Origin of the sequence: Nocardioides sp. NPDC127503 (assembly GCF_040302165.1) — a bacterium.
Lineage (GTDB): Bacteria > Actinomycetota > Actinomycetes > Propionibacteriales > Nocardioidaceae > Nocardioides.
Genome location: NZ_JBEORH010000003.1, coordinates 551023 through 571115 on the forward strand (window position 1 = coordinate 551023; position 20093 = coordinate 571115).

Annotated in this window: 18 protein-coding genes; 8 read left to right on the forward strand and 10 right to left on the reverse strand. The window is 70.9% G+C overall.

Annotated features, from left to right (window positions below; genetic code table 11):
- Nucleotides 1-42: 42 nt before the first annotated feature.
- Entirely contained in the window at nucleotides 43-987 is a 945-nt protein-coding gene (locus ABTW65_RS09735; protein ID WP_350659844.1) for an SDR family oxidoreductase, read from the reverse strand.
- 132 nt (nucleotides 988-1119) lie between these two features.
- Here ABTW65_RS09735 and ABTW65_RS09740 point away from each other — a divergent pair, with 132 nt between their 5' ends.
- From ABTW65_RS09740 to araA, 5 genes are all read left to right on the forward strand, one after another.
- Nucleotides 1120-1755, forward strand: a complete 636-nt coding sequence (locus tag ABTW65_RS09740) for an endonuclease (protein WP_350659845.1) — start codon at nucleotides 1120-1122, stop codon at nucleotides 1753-1755.
- A gap of 42 nt (nucleotides 1756-1797) precedes the next feature.
- Complete coding sequence (locus ABTW65_RS09745; RefSeq protein ID WP_350659846.1) at nucleotides 1798-2817, forward strand: LacI family DNA-binding transcriptional regulator; 1020 nt, start codon at nucleotides 1798-1800, stop codon at nucleotides 2815-2817.
- A 111-nt stretch (nucleotides 2818-2928) separates the two neighbouring features.
- Nucleotides 2929-4572 (forward strand): xylulokinase, encoded by a 1644-nt coding sequence (locus tag ABTW65_RS09750; protein ID WP_350659847.1) that lies wholly within the window; start codon nucleotides 2929-2931, stop codon nucleotides 4570-4572.
- Entirely contained in the window at nucleotides 4572-5261 is a 690-nt protein-coding gene (locus ABTW65_RS09755; RefSeq protein ID WP_350659848.1) for an L-ribulose-5-phosphate 4-epimerase, read from the forward strand. Before ABTW65_RS09750 ends, ABTW65_RS09755 begins: the two co-directional genes overlap by 1 nt.
- 42 nt (nucleotides 5262-5303) lie before the next feature.
- Entirely contained in the window at nucleotides 5304-6830 is a 1527-nt protein-coding gene (gene araA / locus ABTW65_RS09760; RefSeq protein ID WP_350659849.1) for an L-arabinose isomerase, read from the forward strand.
- A 1-nt stretch (nucleotide 6831) separates the two neighbouring features.
- On the opposite strand, the gene ABTW65_RS09765 is transcribed toward araA, so the two are convergent.
- Nucleotides 6832-8229 carry an FAD-binding oxidoreductase gene (locus tag ABTW65_RS09765; RefSeq protein WP_350659850.1) on the reverse strand — a complete coding sequence of 466 codons (1398 nt, stop codon included), beginning with the start codon at nucleotides 8227-8229 and terminating at the stop codon, nucleotides 6832-6834.
- 29 nt (nucleotides 8230-8258) lie between these two features.
- Complete coding sequence (locus tag ABTW65_RS09770) at nucleotides 8259-9506, reverse strand: alpha-hydroxy acid oxidase (protein WP_350659851.1); 1248 nt, start codon at nucleotides 9504-9506, stop codon at nucleotides 8259-8261.
- Between the two features lie 76 nt (nucleotides 9507-9582).
- Between ABTW65_RS09770 and ABTW65_RS09775 the strand changes: the two genes are divergently transcribed.
- The 3 genes from ABTW65_RS09775 (at nucleotide 9583) to ABTW65_RS09785 (ending at nucleotide 13289) form a co-directional block, all read left to right on the forward strand.
- A complete protein-coding gene (locus ABTW65_RS09775; protein WP_350659852.1) occupies nucleotides 9583-10704 on the forward strand; it encodes an L-talarate/galactarate dehydratase in 1122 nt (373 codons plus the stop codon).
- On the forward strand, nucleotides 10701-11384 hold the full coding sequence (locus tag ABTW65_RS09780) for a FadR/GntR family transcriptional regulator (protein WP_350659853.1): 684 nt from the start codon (nucleotides 10701-10703) through the stop codon (nucleotides 11382-11384). Before ABTW65_RS09775 ends, ABTW65_RS09780 begins: the two co-directional genes overlap by 4 nt.
- Nucleotides 11385-11462: 78 nt before the next feature.
- Nucleotides 11463-13289 (forward strand): pectate lyase, encoded by a 1827-nt coding sequence (locus tag ABTW65_RS09785; RefSeq protein WP_350659854.1) that lies wholly within the window; start codon nucleotides 11463-11465, stop codon nucleotides 13287-13289.
- Between the two features lie 74 nt (nucleotides 13290-13363).
- On the opposite strand, the gene ABTW65_RS09790 is transcribed toward ABTW65_RS09785, so the two are convergent.
- The 7 genes from ABTW65_RS09790 to ABTW65_RS09820 form a co-directional block, all read right to left on the reverse strand.
- Entirely contained in the window at nucleotides 13364-14188 is an 825-nt protein-coding gene (locus tag ABTW65_RS09790; RefSeq protein WP_350659855.1) for an NAD-dependent epimerase/dehydratase family protein, read from the reverse strand.
- Nucleotides 14185-15237, reverse strand: coding sequence for a TRAP transporter substrate-binding protein (locus ABTW65_RS09795; RefSeq protein WP_350659856.1), 1053 nt, complete (start codon nucleotides 15235-15237; stop codon nucleotides 14185-14187). Before ABTW65_RS09795 ends, ABTW65_RS09790 begins: the two co-directional genes overlap by 4 nt.
- A gap of 24 nt (nucleotides 15238-15261) precedes the next feature.
- Nucleotides 15262-16557 carry a TRAP transporter large permease gene (locus tag ABTW65_RS09800; RefSeq protein ID WP_350659857.1) on the reverse strand — a complete coding sequence of 432 codons (1296 nt, stop codon included), beginning with the start codon at nucleotides 16555-16557 and terminating at the stop codon, nucleotides 15262-15264.
- A gap of 15 nt (nucleotides 16558-16572) precedes the next feature.
- Nucleotides 16573-17082 carry a TRAP transporter small permease gene (locus ABTW65_RS09805; RefSeq protein WP_350659859.1) on the reverse strand — a complete coding sequence of 170 codons (510 nt, stop codon included), beginning with the start codon at nucleotides 17080-17082 and terminating at the stop codon, nucleotides 16573-16575.
- 4 nt (nucleotides 17083-17086) lie between these two features.
- Nucleotides 17087-18277: a hypothetical protein gene (locus ABTW65_RS09810; protein ID WP_350659860.1), complete on the reverse strand. Its 1191-nt coding sequence runs from the start codon at nucleotides 18275-18277 to the stop codon at nucleotides 17087-17089.
- Between the two features lie 137 nt (nucleotides 18278-18414).
- Complete coding sequence (locus tag ABTW65_RS09815) at nucleotides 18415-19689, reverse strand: glucarate dehydratase family protein (protein ID WP_350659861.1); 1275 nt, start codon at nucleotides 19687-19689, stop codon at nucleotides 18415-18417.
- Nucleotides 19686-20081: a universal stress protein gene (locus ABTW65_RS09820; protein WP_350659862.1), complete on the reverse strand. Its 396-nt coding sequence runs from the start codon at nucleotides 20079-20081 to the stop codon at nucleotides 19686-19688. Before ABTW65_RS09820 ends, ABTW65_RS09815 begins: the two co-directional genes overlap by 4 nt.
- Between the last annotated feature and the right edge of the window lie 12 nt (nucleotides 20082-20093).

Below are 20093 nucleotides of genomic sequence, written 5' to 3' on the forward strand. Positions count from 1 at the left end.
GGCCGGGCCCGAGAATGACGGCAGCATAAGGCTCCGGGCGGCTCAGGACGTCGGGAGTGCGGTTCTGGTGAGGCTCTCGGAGAGCTCCCACATCCGGGTGGCGTCCTCGGCGCTGACCAGCGGCGGATAGAGCGCCTGCTCGGCGGGGGCGCCACCGAGGTGTCCGGGGCCGCTGGGGCCGTAGAGCCGGCCGCCGGTCGCATCGGGCGAGGTCGCGGCCAACAGCGCGGGAAGGGCTGCGGTCTCGGGGGTGCCGAGGAGGATCCCGCGGGCGGAGAGCCAGCGGATCATGCGTACGGAGAGGGTGTCGGTCGTACGTCCGATCTCGGGTCGCGCGGCCAGCAGGTTGGTCGGGGCGACGCCGGGGTGGGAGAGGTTGCTGGTGATGCCCCAGCCGTTGGCCTGGCTGCACCGGTCCAGCTCCAGCCCGAAGAGACCGACGGCGATCTTGGACTGGCTGTAGGCCTTCATGTCCTCGTAGCTCTGCTCCCAGTTGGGGTCCTCCCAGTTGATCGCGCCGCGCCTCGCGGCGACGCTGACCTGGGACGTCACCCGGGCCCGCCCGGCTCGCAGCAGCGGCAGGATCTGGGCGACGAGGGCGAAGTGGCCGAGATGGTTGGTGCCGAACTGGAGCTCGAACCCGTCGGCGGTCGTCTGCCGCTCCGGCGGCGTCATCACGCCGGCGTTGTTGATCATCACGTGGAACGGCTGGTCCTCGCCCAGCAGCGTCTCGGAGAGCGCCGCCACCGACGACAGCGAGGACAGGTCGAGGTCGCGCAGCGAGATCCGGGCCTCCGGGACGTGTCCGCGGGTCGTGGCCAGCGCCTTCTCGCCTTTGCTGGCGTTGCGTACGGGCATCACGACTTCGGCCCCTGCTGCCGCCAGCCGGGTGGCCATCACCAGGCCCATCCCGTCGCTGGCCCCGGTGACCAGGGCTCGCTTGCCGGACAGGTCGGGGATCGTGATGTCGATGGGTCGACGTGGCATCGGTCTGCTCCTGGAGAGAGGATCTCGGGTCGGATCCATCCTCGGTCGGCCACCAGGATCTATCCAGGGTCTGCCGATCCCAGCCTGTGACGTCAGCGCATGGGGCCGGCTCGCGGCGGGTACGTCGACAGGGTGAGCAAACAGGACCGCGACCTGGTGCGGCGTCTGCTGGACGCCGGCGGCACGACGTATGCCGAGGAGGCCGGCATCCGGCTCCGGGACAAGCCGTCGCCGCTCTATCGCCTCCTCGTTCTGGCGATGCTCTCCTCGACCCGGATCTCGACCGACATCGCGGTGGCCGCGGCGCGCGAGCTGTCAGCCGCCGGATGGCGTACGCCGCACCGGCTGCTCGACTCGACCTGGCAGCAGCGGGTAGATGCCCTCGGCCGTGCCCACTACCGCCGCTACGACGAGAGCACCGCGACCAAGCTCGAAGAGCAGGCGCAGTGGCTGCTGGAGACCTGTCGCGGGGACCTGCGCCGTCTTCGCCCGGCCTCGCCCGACGGCGCCGACGCGCTGATCGACGCGCTCACCGAGTCGCCCCGGATCGGTCCGGTGGGTGCCCGGATCTTCTGCCGTGAGGTGCAGGACGTGTGGCTCGAGCTGTCGCCCTTCCTCGACGGCCCGCTCCTCGACCAGGCTCGTGACCTCGGCCTGCCCGGGGACCCGGACGAGCTCGCGTCGCTGGTCCCCGGCGGACGCTGTGCCCCGCTCGCGGCGGCCCTCACTCGAGCACGTCACGGGCTTCTGGATCTCGAAGAGACCTGAGGCAGTCCCGCTGCGCACGGTGATCCCGCTTAGGATCACCGCATGGTCAACGGGGAGTCGAAGAACGCGCCGAGCATGGCAGATGTCGCGGCCCTGGCAGGGGTCTCGCACCAGACCGTGTCCCGGGTCGTCAACGGCTCCGACGCCGTACGCGGCGACACCCGCGACCGGGTGCTGGCAGCGATCGACGAGCTGGGCTACCGGCGCAACAAGTCGGCGCGGGCTCTGGTGACGCGCAAGTCGGGACGGCTGGGCCTGCTCTACACCCAGCCGCACCTCTACGGGCCGGGCACGCTGGCAGCCTCGGTGCACCAGGCCGGTCAGCGGGCCGGCTACGACATCATCCTGAGCCCGGTGCCGCACATGGAGGCGAGCTCGGCGGAGCGCGCGATCGAGGCGCTCCTCGACGACGCCGTCGAGGCCGTGCTCCTCGGCGTCTCGCACCAGTCGTTCGAGGACCTGGTCGCCCAGCTCGCGGAGACGGTCGAGGTCGTGATGATCCACAGCGACCCGCCGGCGGGAGTGCGGTCGGTGGGGATCGACCAGCACGCCGGAGCCGTGCTGGCCACGCAGTATCTGCTGGACATCGGCCACCGCAACATCGCCCACGTGGCCGGTCCGGTCGGCTGGATCGATGCCCGGCAGCGCCGGGAGGGGTGGCTGGCCGCGCTTCGGGACAGCGACGTGCAACCGGGACCCGAGATCTTCGGTGACTGGTCGAGCAAGAGCGGCTACGAGGCCGGGGCCGAGCTCGCCCGGGACCCCTCGGTCACCGCGGTCTTCGCGGCCAACGACTCGATGGCGCTCGGTGTGATCCGGGCGCTGCACGAGGCCGGCCTCCGGGTCCCGCAGGACGTGAGCGTCGTCGGCTTCGACGACGTCCCGGACGCCGCGTACCTCTGGCCGCCGCTGACCACGGTCCGGCAGGACTTCGCGTCGCTGGGCGAGCTCGCGGTCGAGGTGGCCATCACGGCCATCGCCGACGGGACCGTCGAGGTGCCGCCGCTGCTGGCACCCGAGCTGGTCGTACGGTCCTCGGCCGCGCCGCACCCGCGCGCCTAGCACTTTCGCAACGGCCTCTGCGGGGAACACGCCGGTAATCCGTTCGTCATATGTTAGCGTTCACATCGCCTCGAACCCCACCCCGAGCCGTCGGGCAGAAACGGAGCCGTGATGACGCAGCGAGCAGGGCACCTGCCTGACCTCGGAGAGACCGCGCTCGGCATCGAGCTGGGCTCCACCAACATCAAGGCGTGCCTGATCGGGCCCGACCACGCCACCGTCGCCACCGGCTCCCATCTGTGGGAGAACGAGCTCGTCGACGGCCTGTGGACCTACTCGCTCGACGCGGTCTGGGCGGGCGTACAGGGCGCCGTCGCCGCCCTCGGCGACGAGGTCGAGCGCCGCTACGGCACCCGTCCGACCACGTTCGGGTCGATCGGGGTCTCGGCGATGATGCACGGCTACCTCGCCTTCGACGAGGCCGGTGAGCTGCTGGTGCCGTTCCGCACCTGGCGCAACACCAACACCGCCGTCGCCGCCGCCGAGCTGTCGGAGATCTTCGGGACCAACATCCCGTTGCGCTGGTCGGTCGCCCACCTCTACCAGGCGATCCTCGACGACGAGCCCCACCTGCCCAAGATCGCCTCGCTGACCACGCTCGCCGGCTATGTCCACCGGGCGCTGACCGGCCACCACGTGCTCGGCGTCGGCGACGCCTCCGGCGTCTTCCCCATCGACCCGGCCACCGGGACCTACGACCAGCGGATGCTCGAGCAGCTCGGTCACCTTGCCGCCGCCAAGCGCCCCGGTCTGCGCGTCGAGGGCCTGCTCCCGCAGGTCCTCCCGGCAGGCGCAGACGCCGGCCGGCTCACCGCCGACGGCGCAGCGCTGCTCGACCCGTCCGGCACGCTCCAGCCCGGCATCCCGCTGTGTCCGCCCGAGGGCGACGCCGGCACCGGGATGGTCGCCACCAACTCCGTCGCCAAGCGCACCGGCAACGTCAGCGCCGGCACCTCGATCTTCGCGATGGTCGTCCTCGAGGCACCGCTGGCCACCGTCCACCACGCCATCGACATCGTCACCACCCCGGCCGGCGACCCGGTCGCGATGGTGCACTGCAACAACGGCGCCAGCGAGCTCAACGCCTGGGCCGGTGTCTTCGGTGAGTTCGCCGCCGCGCTCGGTCACCCCTGCGAGCCCGACGCCGTCTTCGGCGCCCTGCTCACCGCGGCCCTGAAGGGCTCGCCCGACGGCGGCGGGCTGCTGGCCTACAACTATCTGGCCGGCGAGCCGATCACCGGCCTCGACGAGGGCCGTCCGCTGTTCGTACGCACCCCCGGAAGCCGCCTCGACCTCGCCGGGTTCGCCCGCGCCCAGGTCTACGGCGTCTTCGGCACCCTCGCCCTCGGCATGCGCGTCCTCGCCGACCAGGGCGTCCAGATCGACGCGATGTTCGCCCACGGTGGCCTGTTCCGCACCGCGGGCGTCGCGCAGCGGCTGCTCGCCGCTGCCATCGGCGCCCCGGTCGCGGTCGGCCGCACCGCCGGCGAGGGCGGTGCCTGGGGGATCGCGGTCCTGGCTGCGTACGCCCGGGCGGCCGAGGCCGAGGGCGACCTCAGCCTGAGCGCCTATCTCGCCGAGCGCGTCTTCGGCGACATCGACCTCGAGGTCGTCGAGCCGGACGCCGCCGACCTCGCCGGGTTCCGGAGCTACCTCGAACGCTACGAGGCCGGCTTGGACATCGAGCGCGCCGCCGTGGCCTCGCTCGCCCCCACCGCAGACAGTGCACGACACGCAGAAGAAGGAGACCAGTGATGACGGGCGTCCCCGCCGCTCTTCGCACCGCCGTCGACGCAGCCAAGGAGCGCGTCGCCGCGCTGCACGCCGAGCTGCCCCGCTGGGAATTGGTCGTGTGGACCGCCGGGAACGTCTCCGAGCGCGTGCCCAACCCGGACGGCGAGGACCTGCTGGTCATCAAGCCCTCCGGGGTCGCCTACGAGGACATCACCGCCGAGACGATGGTCGTGTGCGACCTGGCCGGCAACCTCGTCGAGGGCGATCGGGCGCCGTCCTCGGACACAGCCGCCCATGCGTACGTCTATGCCAACATGCCCGAGGTCGGGGGAGTGGTCCACACCCACTCCACCTACGCCACCGCCTGGGCCGCTCGCGGGGAGGAGATCCCCTGCGTGCTCACGATGATGGCCGACGAGTTCGGCGGACCGGTCCCGGTCGGCCCCTTCGCGATCATCGGCGACGACTCGATCGGGCGCGGCATCGTGGAGACGCTGCGCGAGTCGCGCAGCCCTGCGGTGCTGATGCGGAACCACGGTCCCTTCACCATCGGCAAGGACGGCCGCTCCGCGGTCAAGGCTGCGGTGATGTGCGAGGAGGTCGCCCGCACCGTGCACATCGCGCGCCAGCTCGGCCAGCCCCTGTCGATCGAGCAGAGCCACATCGACTCGCTCTACGACCGCTACCAGAACGTCTACGGCCAGCACTGAGCTGCCCGCCCCCCCCGAATCTCAGCACTGGAAGGACCCCACATGAGCAAGCCCACAGAGCCGAAACCCTATGGCGACCGCGAGGTCTGGTTCTTCACCGGCAGCCAGGACCTCTACGGCGAGGAGACCCTGCGCCAGGTGGCCGAGCAGTCCCAGGAGGTCGCGCGCGCCCTCGACGCCTCCTCGGACGTACCGGCGAAGGTCGTGTGGAAGCCCGTCCTGAAGGACTCCGCGGCGATCCGCCGCGCGATGCTCGAGGCCAACTCCGACGACAACGTCCTCGGCGTCATCACCTGGATGCACACCTTCAGCCCGGCCAAGATGTGGATCGCCGGCCTGGACGCCCTGCAGAAGCCGCTCCTTCACCTGCACACCCAGGCCAACGTCGAGCTCCCCTGGTCGGAGATCGACATGGACTTCATGAACCTCAACCAGGCCGCCCACGGCGACCGTGAGTACGCCTACATCGCCACCCGCCTCGGCGTCGCCCGCACCACCGTCGTCGGCCACGTCTCCAACCCGGCGGTCACCCGCCGCGTCGGCACCTGGATCCGCGGCGCCGCCGGCTGGGCCGCCACCCACGGGCTCAACCTGGTCCGCTTCGGCGACAACATGCGCAACGTCGCGGTCACCGAGGGCGACAAGACCGAGGCCGAGCTGCGCTTCGGCGTCTCGGTCAACACCTGGGGCGTCAACGACCTGGTGGCGGCCGTCGAGGCCGTCGACGAGGCCGCCGTGGACGCGCTCGTCGCCGAGTACGAGGACCTCTACGACGTCGTTCCCGAGCTCCGCCGTGGTGGCGAGTGTCACGACTCGCTCCGCTACGCCGCGCGCCAGGAGATCGCCATGGACGCGTTCCTGGTGGAGCGCGACGCGAAGGCGTTCACCACCAACTTCGAGGACCTCGGCGGTCTGCGCCAGCTCCCCGGCATCGCCGTGCAGCGGCTGATGAGCAAGGGCTACGGCTTCGGCGCCGAGGGCGACTGGAAGACCGCGGTCATGGTGCGCGCCGCGAAGGTGATGGGGGAGGGGCTGCCCGGTGGCGCCTCCCTGATGGAGGATTACACCTACGACCTCACCCCGGGCGCGGAGGTCATCCTCGGCGCCCACATGCTCGAGGTCTGCCCCTCGCTGACCACCTCCACCCCGCGCGTCGAGATCCACCCGCTCGGGATCGGCGGCCGCGAGGACCCGGTCCGGATGGTCTTCGACGCCGACGCCGGCGAGGGTGCCGTGGTCGTCTCCCTTGCCGACATGCGCGACCGCTTCCGGCTGACCGCCAACGTGGTCGACGTCGTCCCCCCGACGCAGGCGCTGCCCAACCTTCCGGTCGCGCGTGCCGTCTGGGCACCGCGCCCCGACTTCGCGACCTCGGCCGAGGCCTGGCTGACCGCCGGCGGCGCACACCACACGGTGATGTCGACCGCCGCCGGGATCGAGGCCTTCGAGGTCTTCGCCAACATCGCCCGCACCGAGCTGCTGGTCATCGACGAGTCCACCACCCGCCGCGGCTTCGCCGACCAGGTGCGCTGGAACCAGGTGTTCTACCGGGTCGCCCAGGGGCTCTGACTCACAGCACCTTCCGAGGGTTCATGACCCCGTCGGGGTCGATCGCCTGCTTGACGGCTCGCAGGAGGTCGACCTCGACACCCGTCTTGTACGCAGCGGCCGCATCGCGCTTGAGCGCGCCGATCCCGTGCTCGGCGGAGATGCTGCCGCCGAGCGCCGTGACGGCGTCGTAGACGATCCGGGTCAGGGTGGGAGCGTCTCGCTTCAGCGCCGCGTCGTCGCCGACGGGCGCGGAGATGTTGTAGTGCAGGTTGCCGTCCCCGATGTGGCCGTACGTCACCAGCCGCAGCCCCGGCAGCGCGGCGAGCAGCGCCGGGCCGACCTCGGCGACGAACCGGGACAGGGCGGTGATCGGCAGGGTGACGTCGTGCTTGAGGGTCGCGCCCTCGCTCTTCTGCGCCTCCGAGACGCCTTCGCGCAGCGCCCACAGCGACTCGCGCTGAGCGGGGCTGCCGGCGACCACGGCGTCGAGGAGCAGTCCCTGCTCGGCGGCGGCCGCGAGGGCCTCCTCGAGCCGCTCGTCCACGTCGGCGGAGGTGCCGGCGAGCTCGACGAGGCCGTACCACTCGTGCCGGTCGGCGAACGGGTCGCGCACGCCCGGCAGGTGGGCGAGGACCAGGTCGACGGCCTGGCGCCCGAGCAGCTCCCAGGTGGTCAGCTGCCCGCCGCCGTGCTCACGAAGCAGGGGGAGGAGCGAGGTCGCCGCCTCGACCGACTCCAGCGCCACGAACGCCGTCGCCCGGCGCGGTGTCGCGGGCAGCAGCCGCAGCACCGCGGCGGTGACGACGCCGAGAGTGCCCTCGGAGCCGATGAACAGCTGCTTGAGGTCGTAGCCGGTGTTGTCCTTGCGCAGCGGTCGCAGCCCGTCCCAGATCCGGCCGTCGGGGAGCACGACCTCGAGGCCGAGCACCAGCTCGCGCATCATCCCGTAGCGCAGCACCGCGGTGCCGCCGGCGTTGGTCGCGATCGTGCCGCCGATGGTGCACGAGCCCTCCGAGCCGAGGGAGAGCGGGAAGAGCCGCCCGGCGGCCGATGCGGCCTGCTGGACGGTGGCCAGCGCGGTGCCGGCCTCGACGGTGAGGGTGTCGGCGACCGGGTCGACCTCCCGGACACGGCGCATCCGGCCGAGCGAGAGCACGATCTGGTCGCCGCCGGAGTCCGGTACGCCGCCGCCGACGAGGCCGGTGTTGCCGCCCTGCGGGACGACCCCGACGCCCGCCGCCGCGCACAGTCGGACCGCGGTCGCGACCTGCTCGGTCGAGGCCGGGCGTACCACCGCGAGGGCGGTGCCGGTGAAGCTGCCGGTCCAGTCGGTGACGTACGCCGCCATGTCGGCCGGATCGGTCAGCACGGCGCTCTCGCCCAGGGCGGCGCGCAGGTCGTGGACGAGGTCGGTCACGGTTCTCCTTCGGTCGGTGATGGGCGCGGTCATGCCGACCGCAGGCGTACGTGCTCGGGGCCGATCGCGGCGATGTCGGGAGTGCCGAGCAGGCACATCGCTCGCCGCAGCTCCTCGACCAGCAGTGCCAGGGTGGCGTCGACGCCCTGCTGTCCGGCGACCATCAGGCCGTAGAGGTAGGGCCGGCCGATCACCACGCCGCGGGCGCCGAGGCCGAGCGCCGCCGCGATGTCGCCGCCGGAGCGGACGCCGGAGTCGACGTACACCTCGGTGCGGTCGCCGACCGCGTCGACCACGGCTGGCAGCAGCTCCAACGGCACCGGCGCTCGGTCGAGCTGGCGGCCGCCGTGGTTGGAGACCACCAGCGCGTCGGCACCCGCGTCCACACAAGCCACCGCGTCGGCGACCGAGAGCACGCCCTTGACCACCACCGGGCCGTCCCAGTGCTCCTTGAGCCAGCCGATGTCCGAGGGTCGGATCGCCTGCTCGCGCAGCTCGTTGGACATGCCCCAGCGGCCGTAGTGCGACCCCTCGGGGAACGTCGCGAACCGCAGCGGCTCGGTGGTCATGATGTTGGCGACCCAGCCGGGGTGGCGGGCCATGCCGGCGAACGTACGCAGGCTCAGCTGGGGCGGGATCGCGAACCCGTTGAGCTTGTCCTTGCGCTTCATGCCCGTCACGGTCGTGTCGATGGTCAGCATGAGCGCCTCATAGCCCTGCGAGGCCGCCTCGGCGATGTGGTCCAGGGTCACCGCCCGGTCCTTCATCAGGTAGACCTGGAACCAGTTGCGCCCCTGTGGAGCCGCGTCGGCGACGTCGGTGATCGAGGTCGTCGCGTACGTCGAGAGCGTGTAGGGCAACCCGGCCGCGGCCGCCGACGCGGCGACCGCCCGCTCGCCGGTGTGGTGGCTGAGCCGGGTGTAGCCGGTCGGGGCCAGCACGATGGGCGCGGCCGCGGGCCGCCCGAGGATCGACGTACGCACCCCCGGCTCGGCCACCTGGCCGAAGGCCGTGGGACGCAGCTCCACGCGGTCGAAGGCGGCCCGGTTCCGGTGCATCGCGTGCTCACCGTCGGAGCCGCCGTAGACGTAGTCCCAGACCGCCGTCGGCACCCGCCGGCGCGCGGCGCGCTCCAGGTCGTCGACGCTGAGGCAGCGGGCCAGTCGGCGGTCGGCCGCCCGCCACCGGAAGGGTCGCGGCCGCAGGAAGGGCGCGAGATCGCGCCATCGAGGGACCTGCCGTACGAACTGCTGGACGACCTGAGAATCGGCGGCCACGCTCTGGACTCCTCACCACTCATCGGATAAGTTTCTCACTTGTCATACAACTTAGCCCATCGAGGAGCATCCCGCCATGGCCGCCGACCGCATCACGTCACTGACTCTCTCCCACGTCGTCCTCCCGCTCGAGAACCCGGTCAGTGACGCCAAGGTGCTCACCGGGCGGCAGAAGCCGCTCACCGAGACCGTGCTGCTCTTCGTCGAGGTGACCACCGAGCAGGGCTTCGAGGGCATGGGCTTCAGCTACTCCAAGCGTGCCGGTGGCCCGGCGCAGTATGCCCACCTCAAGGAGATCGCCCAGGTCGCCATCGGTCAGGACCCCTCCGACATCGCCAAGATCTACGAGTCGCTGATGTGGGCCGGCGCCTCGGTCGGTCGCAGCGGCGTGGCGACCCAGGCCGTGGCCGCCCTCGACGTGGCGCTCTACGACCTCAAGGCGCGCCGCGCCGGCCTGCCCCTGGCCAAGCTGCTCGGTGCCCACCGCGACTCCTGCCGTGTCTACAACACCTCCGGCGGCTTCCTCCAGGCGAGCGTCGAGGAGATCAAGGAGAAGGCGACCGCCTCGCTCGAGGCCGGCATCGGCGGCATCAAGATCAAGGTCGGCCAGCCCGACTGGGCCGAGGACCTGCGCCGCGTCGCCGCGATGCGTGAGCACCTCGGTGACGCCCCGCTCATGGTCGACGCCAACCAGCAGTGGGACCGCGCCCGCGCCCGCCGGATGTGCCGTGAGCTCGAGCAGTTCGACCTGATCTGGATCGAGGAGCCGCTCGACGCATGGGACGCCGTCGGCCACGCCGACCTGTCGCGTACGTTCGACACCCCGATCGCGACCGGTGAGATGCTCACCTCGGTGCCCGAGCACATGGCGCTGATCGACGCCGGCTACCGCGGCATCGTGCAGCCCGACGCGCCGCGCATTGGCGGGATCACGCCGTTCCTGAAGTTCGCCACCCTCGCCGCCCACGCCGGCCTTGCGCTCGCACCGCACTACGCGATGGAGATCCACCTGCACCTCGCCGCGGCCTACCCGACCGAGCCGTGGGTCGAGCACTTCGAGTGGCTCAACCCGCTCTTCGAGGAGCGCATCGACATCCACGACGGCCAGATGTGGGTGCCGGACCGCCCGGGGCTCGGCTTCACGCTCAGCGATCAGATGCGCAAGCTGACCGTGGAGAGCGCTAAGTTCTCGGCATGACGATCAGTGCCGGGCTCGCCGACCGCGTGGTCTCGGGGGTCAAGGATCAGATCCTGGCCGGGGACCTCGCTCCGGGAGCGAAGCTGCCCTCGGAGTCAGATCTGGTCGCCACCTACGGGGTGTCGCGGACCGTGGCGCGTGAGGCGGTCACCCGCCTGCGTGCCGAGGGCCTCGTCGAGACCTTCCAGGGGCGCGGCTCCTTCGTCCTGGCGGTGCCGGAGCCCTCGCCGTTCGCGCTGGAGTCCTCCGCGATCCGCACCCAGCACGACGTGCTCGACATGGTCGACTTCCGGCTCGGCGTCGAGTGTGAGGCGGCGGCCCTGGCCGCCGCCCACCTCGACGAGCAGGGCTCGCGCGCCATCGAGGAGGCGCTCGCGGCGCTGGCCGCCGCGGACCCAGACGGCGCCGTGGAGGCCGACTTCGCCTTCCACCGTGCCGTCGCGGCCGCGACCGGCAACCGCTTCTACCTCGACCTGATGGACTCGCTGGGCCCGATGATGATCATGCTGCCCCGCACCCGGCTCGGCGACGCCTACTCGCCCAGCGACGCGCTCCACGTCGAGCGCGTGCAGCGCGAGCACGACAACATCGCGGCCGCGATCCTGGCCGGTGACGCCGACACCGCCAGGGCCGCGATGCGGGTGCATCTGGGTAGCACTCGCCGCCGTCTGCGGCAGTGAAACACGTTGCCCCCCTGGGCATCGCGCGAGTCTGCATCGGTATTGGCCGTCAGGTGTGAGCCTCGTCACGATTGAGGGATGAATTCACCTGCGAAGAAGTCCCCACCGAGCTCGACACTGACCCGGCGTCGGCTCGTCCAAGCAGCAACGGCCGCGCCGCTCCTCGGCGCCGCGAGCGGCGTCACCACCGCCGGCCTCGCCACCTCGGCCACGGCCGCCACCGCCACCTCGACCTCCGTTCACGACGCGATGCTCCGGGCGGCGACCTACATGGACGAGACGGTCTCCTACGAGGGCGCCTACGTCTGGAGCTACCGCCCCGACCTCTCGCTGACCTGGGGCGAGATGGAGGCCCGGCGCACGATGTGCTGGGTCCAGCCGCCAGGCACCCCGACCGTCGGGCACGCCCTGCTCGATGCGTACGTCGCCACGGGGGAGAAGCGGTTCCTGCACGCTGCCCGGCGCACCGGCCGCGCTCTCGTCCGTGCGCAGCGCCCCGAGGGCGGCTGGAACTACATCCACGACTTCGCGGGCGCGAAGTCGCTGCGGCGCTGGTACGAGTCGATCGGGATCAACGGCTGGCGCCTCGAGGAGTTCCAGCACCTCTACGACAACTCGACCTTCGACGACGCGGCCACCTCGACGGCCGGCCAGCTGATCCTCCGGCTGCACCTGATGGACCCGCGCGACCGCGGCTTCAAGCGGTCGCTCAACAAGGTGATCGGCTTCATCATCGACGCCCAGATCACTGGCGGCGTCGGCGACGGCGGCTGGCCGCAGCGGTGGCCGTACGACCCCAAGGCGACCACCGAGATGCCGTGGCCGAAGAAGCTGCCGTCCTGGCTCCCCGACGACGCCCGCGAGGGGATGGTCGACGGCGACTACACCCAGCACGTCACCTTCAACGACAACGTCCTCGGCGAGAACATCAAGCTCCTGCTGATGTGCGTCATCTCCCTGGGCCGTGAGGACCTCGTCGAGCCGGTGCGCCGGGCCATGGAGTGCGTACGCCGCATGCAGCAGCCCGCGCCCCAGGCCGGGTGGGGCCTCCAGCACCTCGCCGAGGACCGCGACGGACGTCCGGCGGGTGCTGTGGCCGCGGGGCGCTCCTACGAGCCGCGCGCGCTGACCACCCACACCACCCAGACCAACATCGAGCAGCTCTTCACCTACTTCCAGCTCACCGGCGACCGTACGTTCCTCGACGGCGTCCCCGCCGCGCTGGACTGGCTGGCGAGCTGCCGGCTGACCGCTCAGCAGCGGGCGGAGAACCCGCTGATCGCGAGCCGGACGCACCCGACCTTCGTCGAGCCGGGGACCAACCGGGCGCTGTTCGTGCACCGGTTCGGCTCGAACATCGTCAACGGTGCCTACTACTACGACTACGACCACCACGACACGCTCAGCCACTACTCCGGTGGCCGGTCGGTGGCCGAGGCACGCCTGCGTACCGAGTACGACCGGCTCAGCGCGCTCACCGATGCCGAGGTCGCCGACCTGGTCGCGCGCTCGCCGCTGAACCCGGGACCGACGTACGAGCTGCCGCCGTTCTTCTCGCTGCACGACCTGGGCCTGCTCGAGCTGCTCCGCGACACCTCCCACGAGGTCGAGGCGCCCGCGGAGACCGAGGTCGCGGAGGTGATCGCCGACCTCGGCGAGAAGGACTACTGGCTCTCACCGGCCGAGGCGGTCACCAACCCGTTCCGCGGTCCGGGCACCCGGCACCCCTATGACGGGAAGGCCTACATGAGCAAGCACGTCGGGGACACGTTCGACACCTCGCCCTATCCCTCCGCCAACCCGCCCGCGGTGCCGCCCTACCAGCCGGCCGAGCCGCCGCAGCTGATCAACACCTCCACGTTCGTGGAGAACCTCGGGACGCTGATCCGCGCCGCCGCCTCCTGACCCCCTGAACTGACCCCCTGAAAAGGAGAACGGGTGGCCCGGCGAAAGCCGGACCACCCGTTCCCCATGGGGGCCTATTTCTTCTGGTGCTCGCCCAGCGGGGTGAAGCAGAACTTCCCCCCGGCCAGGCGCTCCTCGGGGCCCTGCGGGCCGTCGTCGATCGCGTCACCGAGCAGCTCGGCGGCGTAGACCTCGGAGTCGTCCTGCGGGTGGTAGCCGATCGCCTCGCCGGCTTCCAGGGACCACCAGTTGCGGGTGTTGCGGGAGATTCCCCACACCACCCGGAAGCCGGGCTCGGGAGTGGCCAGGCAGGCCTCGAGGAGCCGGGCACCGTCGTCGGGCGACATCCACGTCCACAGCGAGCGTCGGTCCCACGGCTTCTCGAAGCACGAGCCAATCCGCACCGCGGTCACGTCGATGCCGTAGCGGTCGTGGAAGAGGCTCCCGAGCGCCTCCATCGCGACCTTGCTGACCCCGTAGTAGGTGTCCGGGCGCGGGAAGGCGTCGGCGGCCAGCCCCTCGGCGGGTGCGTCGTCGAGGTCGTAGAAGCCGGCCGCGTGGTTGCTCGAGGCGAGCACGACCCGCGCCACCCCGGCGTCCCGGGCGGCTTCCATGACCACCCGGGTGCCGTCGATGTTGGCCGAGAGAATGCCGTCCCACGGGGCCTCGACGCTGATGCCGCCCAGGTGGATGATCGCCTCGACGCCCTCGCAGGCGGCGCGCATCGCCGCCTCGTCGGTCACCGACGCCTCGATGATCTCGACGGCCTCGCCCTCGGCGGGGTCCTCGGGACGTACGACGTCGAGGAGGCGAAGCATCCGGCCCTCGCGGGCCAGGCGGGTGCGCATCAGCCTCCCGACGCCGCCGTTGGCTCCCGTGATCAGAACAACCTGTGTCATGCGGTGCGCAGCTCCTCGACGGCGGAGATGTACTCGCCCAGCTTGGCACCGTGCTTGTCGATGACGGACTTGGTCGCCTCGCGCCACGGGGCGAGGTCGCTGATCTCGTTGATCGTGACGCCCTCTCCGCGCAGCTTCTCCAGGTCGGCCTCGACCTGAGCGTCCCACTTCTCGCGCTGGAACGGGGCGGCCTCGTCGGCGGCCTTCTGGAGCGCCTCCTGGTCCTTGGTGTCGAGCCCGGCCCAGGTGTCCTTGTTGATGAGGAGCACCTCGGCGACGCGCATGTGCCGGTCGAGGGTGTAGTTCTTCGCCACCTCGTAGTGGGAGGCGGAGTAGTAGGAGGGCTCGTTGTTCTCGGCGCCGTCGAGCAGACCGCTCTGCAGGGAGCTGTAGACCTCGCCATAGTCCATCGGGGTGGGTGAGCCACCGAGAGCCTTGATGAAGTCGATCTGCACCTGCGACTCCTGGGTCCGGATCTTGAGTCCCTTGACGTCCGCCGGAGCCTTGATCGGCTTCTTCGAGGTGTAGAAGCTGCGGGCACCGGGGTCGAAGTAGCCCAGACCCTTGAAGCCGGCGCCGTCGGCCTCGCCGAGCAGCTTCTTGCCGCTCTCGCTCTCGAGGAAGCGCCACAGGTGGTCGGCGTCGTCGAAGAGGTACGGCAGGCTGAACAGCCCCATCGCGGGAACGAACTCGCCCATCGGGGCCGAGCTGATCCGGGTCATCTCGATCGAGCCCATCTGGACCTGCTCGATCGCGTCGGACTCCTCGCCGAGCTGGGCGTTGGGGTAGACCTGGATCTTGATCCGGCCGTCGCTGTACTTCTCGGCCAGCTCGGCGAACTTCTTGTCGCCCAGCGTGGTCGGATAGTCGTCGGGGTGGGTCTCGGCCAGCTTGAAGGTCTTCGAGCCGCCGCCTCCGCCGCCGCTGCCGGCGAGAGACCCGCCGCCACAGGCGCTGAGGGCGAGGCCGCCGGCGACGGCTGCGGCGCCGAAGGCGCCTGCCTTGAACAGGGAGCGCCGGGCAACCGGCTTGGGGGATGTGGTGTTCACGGGTGGTTCCTTTCAGAGGTGGAATTACTGTCCGAGCGCATCGGGGAGGGCGAGCGAGAAGAACGGGACGTACGTGATCAGCATCAGGACGATGAGCATCGGGATGAGGAAGAGGGCCACGGTCTTGATGACCTTCTCGATGGACGTACGTCCGATGGCGCAGCCGACGAAGAGGACGTTGCCGACCGGCGGGGTGATGAGGCCGATGGCCAGGTTGAGGACCAGCATGATTCCGAACTGGACCGGGTCCATGCCGAGTCCGGTGGCGACCGGCAGCAGGATCGGCGTCATGATCACGATCAGTGGCGCCATGTCCATGATCGCGCCGAGGACGAGCAGCAGCAGGTTGATCAGCAGCAGCACCACGACGACGTTGTCGGAGACGCTCAGCAGCGCGTCGGTGGCCAGAGCCGGCACCTGCAGGAAGGCCAGGAAGTAGCCGAAGGCACCGGCCGCCGCGATGATGAACAGCACCACGCCGAGGGTGCGCAGGCTGCTCTGCAGGATCGGGATCATCGCCTTGAGCGGCAGGTCGCGGTAGACGAAGAACGTCAGGATGAAGGCGTACAGGCAGGCGATCGCTGCCGACTCGGTCGCGGTGAAGATGCCGCTGAGGATGCCGCCCAGGATGATCACCGGCATCAGCAGGCTCAGCAGCCCGTCGCTGACGATCTTGGGGACGTCCTTGAGCGGGACCAGCTCCTCCTTCGGGTAGCCGCGCTTGACCGCCAGGATGTACGCCAGGGTCATCAGCGACGCGCCGAGCAGGATCCCCGGGAGGATGCCGGCGGTGAACAGGGCGCCGATGGAGACGCCGCCGGCGGCCATCGAGTAGATGATCAGGTTGTGGCTCGGCGGGATCATGACCGCCTGGGTGGCGCCGGAGACGGTGACGGCGACCGCGTAGTCGGTGTCGTAGCCGCGCTTCTTCATCATCGGGATGGTCACCGACCCGATCGCGGAGACGTCCGCGACCGAGGAGCCGGACAGGGCACCGAAGAAGGTGCTGGCGCCGATGTTGACCATCCCGAGACCGCCACGCACCCAGCCGATGAGCAGCCCGGCCAGGGCGATCAACCGACGGGAGATGCCGCCGGCGCCCATGATCTCGCCGCCGAGGATGAAGAACGGGATGGCCAGCAGGGCGAAGGTGTCGAGGCCGGCGACCATGCGCTGGCCCACGGTGGTCAGGGGGAGGCCGATGTAGAGGGCCTCGAACACGGCGGCCAGGGCGAGGGCCAGGGCCACCGGGATGCGGAGGACGACGAGGACGGCGAAGCCGCCCAGCAGGATCGTGATGGCAAGAGGATCGATAGTCATGGGGGAGGCTCCGGCTCAGTCGGTCTCGTCGGATTCGGCGTACCGCTGGGTGTTGATGCCGAAGGCCTGGAGGGTCGTGTAGAGGATGAGCATGACGCCGGCTACCGGCATCACCAGGTAGGAGACGCTGCGAGGGAGGCCGGTGCCCGGCAGGGTGGCGTGCTGGGCGTCGACCACGAACTGGCTGCCCTGGATGACCAGGAAGAGCCCGAAGCCGAGCTGCAGCGCCTGGACGACCCGGGCGATCACCGACTGGAGGGTCGCGGGGAACTTGTCGACCAGGAAGGTGACCGCGATGTGGGCGCCCTCGCGGAAGCCGACCACGGCGCCGAGGAAGCCGAGCCAGACCAGCAGGATGCGGGCGGTCTCCTCGCTCCAGCTGGGGGAGTTGCTCAGCAGCTCACGGCTGAACACCTGCCACAGCACGATCAGCAGCGTGGCGACCAGGCACAGGAGGCAGAGGATCTCGAAGACCTTGTCGATCGCGCGCCAGGCGCGCCTGAATGTTCCGGTGTCGTTGCTCATCGAGTCATTCCGTCCTCGTCGCGGCGGTGGTGGGGACCTTGGTCGCCTCGGCGAGCAGGTGCTGCCTGTCCGCGCCCGCCAGACCGAGGTGGTAGAGGTGGATCTGGTCGATCCCGGCATCGACCAGTGCCCGCACATGGTCGCCGAAGGCGTCCTCGGTGGTGGGCGGAAGAACGGTGACGTACGCAGCGGCCGCTGCCTTCCCGTCGACTGCCTGGACGAGCCGGCGCCCGGTCTCCACCGCGGCCTCGGTGGTCGGCCAGCAGAAGGAGACGACCAGGTCGACGTCGTCGGCCGTGGTCGGGGTCAGGCCCGGGCTGGCGCCGGTGGCCCAGGGGTCGGGCTGGGCGTGCAGGGCGATCTCGACGACGTCGGGAGCGGCCTCGCGGACGGCCGCGATCACCTGGTGGCGGAGCTCGTCGGCCGCGGCGTGACGCGAGGCGAGGATCGTGTCCAGGGTCGTCGCGTCCACCGTCGTGCCGGCGGCGTCTGCGCCGGTCGCGGCACGCAGGGCCGCCACCGTGGCCTCGGCGTCGAGCCCGCGGCCGGTCCAGTCCTCGCGGCACCCCGGGCAGCAGCAGATCGAGAGCAGCTGCTGGGTGGCGGCGTCGTAGGCGCCGTCGGTCTTCTCGTGGTGTCCGCCGTGGCCGAAGCCGAGCTGGCCGCACGCCTCCAGGATGACCGTGGCGGTCGGGGTGTCGCGTACGGCTTCGGCGGCCAGGGTCTCCGCGTAGCGGCGGACGTCCTCGTGACGGGCGCAGAGGGCGTAGGGGTAGGGCTCGCCCCAGCAGTTGACGACCGCGAGGTCGGGGTCGGCCTCGCCGAGGAGGGTGGAGTGGGTCAGCACGATCCAGGCGGCGACCTCGAAGCCTGCCTCGGCGAGGAGGGTGGCGGCCTCGCCGTACGGGTCCTCAGTGGCGACCCAGGTCGCCGCGGGCGGCACCAGCCGGGCGCCGGCCCAGGCCTCGGCGCGCACCGGGCGGTAGAGCGCCGCGCTGCGGGCCTCGACGATCCGGTGCTCCGGGTGGAGCGGGGTCGCGGCGCGGGTGGTGTGGTAGGCCGCGGCGAGGGCGACCTTCGTGACTCCGAGGCTGCGGGCGCGATCGGCGAAGGTCGGATCGCCGATCACGTCCCAGGGGTAGGCATAGCCGACGACCGGTATGGTTCCGGTCTCGCCTCTGTCGATCTGTGTCACCGGTGGTTGCTCCTGGCTCGTCGTACTGTGACCGGGCCCACTTGTGGCCCCGGTCACAGGAGACTGTCAGGATTGGCGATTCATGTCCAAGCCACTTATCGCATTAGGCGATACCCTGACGGTATTGCTTAAAAGGGTCACCAGCGCGACGTGTTCGGCGTGAAATCCGGCTCGAACGAACGCATGTAGACGGTGTCTTCCCGGCGGCGCACACCGCAGCCAAGGTACTGCTCGTGAAGCTCGCCGAGCAGGTCACGATCGAGCTCTACGCCCAGGCCCGGACCCGTCGGCACCGTGATCGCGCCGTCGCTGAAGTCGAGCACTCCGGGGCGTACGACGTCCTGGGTCTTCCACGGGTAGTGGGTGTCGCAGGCGTACGTCAGATTGGGGGTCGCGGCGGCCAGGTGGACCATCGCGGCCAGGGAGACGCCCAGGTGCGAGTTGCTGTGCATCGACAGGCCCAACCCGAAGGTGTCGGTGATCCCGCCCAGCAGCGCCGACTGGCGCAGCCCTCCCCACAGATGATGGTCGGAGAGCACGATCTGGACCGCGTCGACCGCGATCGCGGGCTTGAGGTGCTCGAAGGCGATCACGCACATGTTGGTGGCCAGCGGTACGTCGGTGCGGGCCGCGACCTGCGCCATCCCGTCGATCCCGGGGGTGGGGTCCTCGAGATACTCCACGACGCCGGCGAGCCGCTCGGCGACCTTGACCGACGTCTCCGGCGTCCAGGCGCCGTTGGGGTCCAGCCGCAGCGGCAGGTCGGGGAAGGCGTCGCGCAGCGCCTCGATCGCGGCGCACTCCTCGTCGGGGTGGAAGACCCCGCCCTTCAGCTTGAGCGAGCCGAAGCCCCAGCCCTCGACCAGCCGCTTCGCCTGCGCGACGATCTGCTCGGGGTTGAGCGCCTCGCCCCACTCGTCGTCGGGCTGACCGGGATGGCCGGCCCACTTGTAGAACATGTAGCCGCTGAACGGGACCCGGTCGCGCACCGCGCCGCCGAGCAGGTCGCTCACCGGACGGCCCGCCCCGCGGGCGACCAGGTCGAGGCAGGCGACCTCGAAGGGGGAGTAGACGGTGTCGACCGCGGAGGAGACGTCGAGCATGCCGCCGAAGGAGGCACCCGCCCCGCCGGTCTCCTTGCCGAGCACGTCGACGACGAGCCGTCGCAGGCCGTGGGTGTCGTAGGGGTCGGCACCCGGGAGCGCCTGGGCGACCGCGTCGAGCCGGGCGAGGTGGGTCTCGTCGGCGTACGTCTCCCCGAGGCCGACCAGGCCGGTGTCGGTGTGGAGCTCGACGATCGCGCGCAGCGCCCACGGCTGGTGCACGCCGACCACGTTGAGCAGCGGCGGGTCGGCGAACGCGACCGGGGTGACGACGACCTTCGAGATGCGGCTGGAGTTGGGGCCGCTCATGCGGTCGGCTTCACGGCGAGGACGGGCACGCCGGCGTCGAGCAGGATGCGCTGGGCGTCGCTGCCCAGCAGCGCCTTGCCGACCGGCGAGCGGCGGCGCAGCCCGATCACGATCAGCCGGGCGCCGGTCGAGGCGACCAGATCGTCGAACGTCTCCACGACATCGGCGCCGTGCGTGGTGTGGTCGACGCGGGCGCTCACCCCCGCCTCGGCGGCGCGGGCGACGAGCTTCGCGGCCGCAACCTCGTCGACGAGGTCGGCGTCCACGGTGGCGCCTCGGCGCGGGCTGTTGACGATGACGACGTCGTCGCCGCGTGCCGCCGCCTCGGCCAGGCCGGCCTCGAGAGCCGCCTCACCTACCGGTGTGGGTACGTAACCGATCAGGATGGTCATGGTGTGCCTCTC

Coding starts and splice junctions, on each gene's coding strand:
- ABTW65_RS09735 (WP_350659844.1), bottom strand. CDS start 987: ATGCCACGTCGACCCATCGACATCACGATCCCCGACCTGTCCGGCAAG.
- ABTW65_RS09745 (WP_350659846.1), top strand. CDS start 1,798: ATGGTCAACGGGGAGTCGAAGAACGCGCCGAGCATGGCAGATGTCGCG.
- ABTW65_RS09750 (WP_350659847.1), top strand. CDS start 2,929: ATGACGCAGCGAGCAGGGCACCTGCCTGACCTCGGAGAGACCGCGCTC.
- ABTW65_RS09755 (WP_350659848.1), top strand. CDS start 4,572: ATGACGGGCGTCCCCGCCGCTCTTCGCACCGCCGTCGACGCAGCCAAG.
- araA (WP_350659849.1), top strand. CDS start 5,304: ATGAGCAAGCCCACAGAGCCGAAACCCTATGGCGACCGCGAGGTCTGG.
- ABTW65_RS09775 (WP_350659852.1), top strand. CDS start 9,583: ATGGCCGCCGACCGCATCACGTCACTGACTCTCTCCCACGTCGTCCTC.
- ABTW65_RS09780 (WP_350659853.1), top strand. CDS start 10,701: ATGACGATCAGTGCCGGGCTCGCCGACCGCGTGGTCTCGGGGGTCAAG.
- ABTW65_RS09785 (WP_350659854.1), top strand. CDS start 11,463: ATGAATTCACCTGCGAAGAAGTCCCCACCGAGCTCGACACTGACCCGG.
- ABTW65_RS09790 (WP_350659855.1), bottom strand. CDS start 14,188: ATGACACAGGTTGTTCTGATCACGGGAGCCAACGGCGGCGTCGGGAGG.
- ABTW65_RS09800 (WP_350659857.1), bottom strand. CDS start 16,557: ATGACTATCGATCCTCTTGCCATCACGATCCTGCTGGGCGGCTTCGCC.
- ABTW65_RS09805 (WP_350659859.1), bottom strand. CDS start 17,082: ATGAGCAACGACACCGGAACATTCAGGCGCGCCTGGCGCGCGATCGAC.
- ABTW65_RS09815 (WP_350659861.1), bottom strand. CDS start 19,689: ATGAGCGGCCCCAACTCCAGCCGCATCTCGAAGGTCGTCGTCACCCCG.
- ABTW65_RS09820 (WP_350659862.1), bottom strand. CDS start 20,081: ATGACCATCCTGATCGGTTACGTACCCACACCGGTAGGTGAGGCGGCT.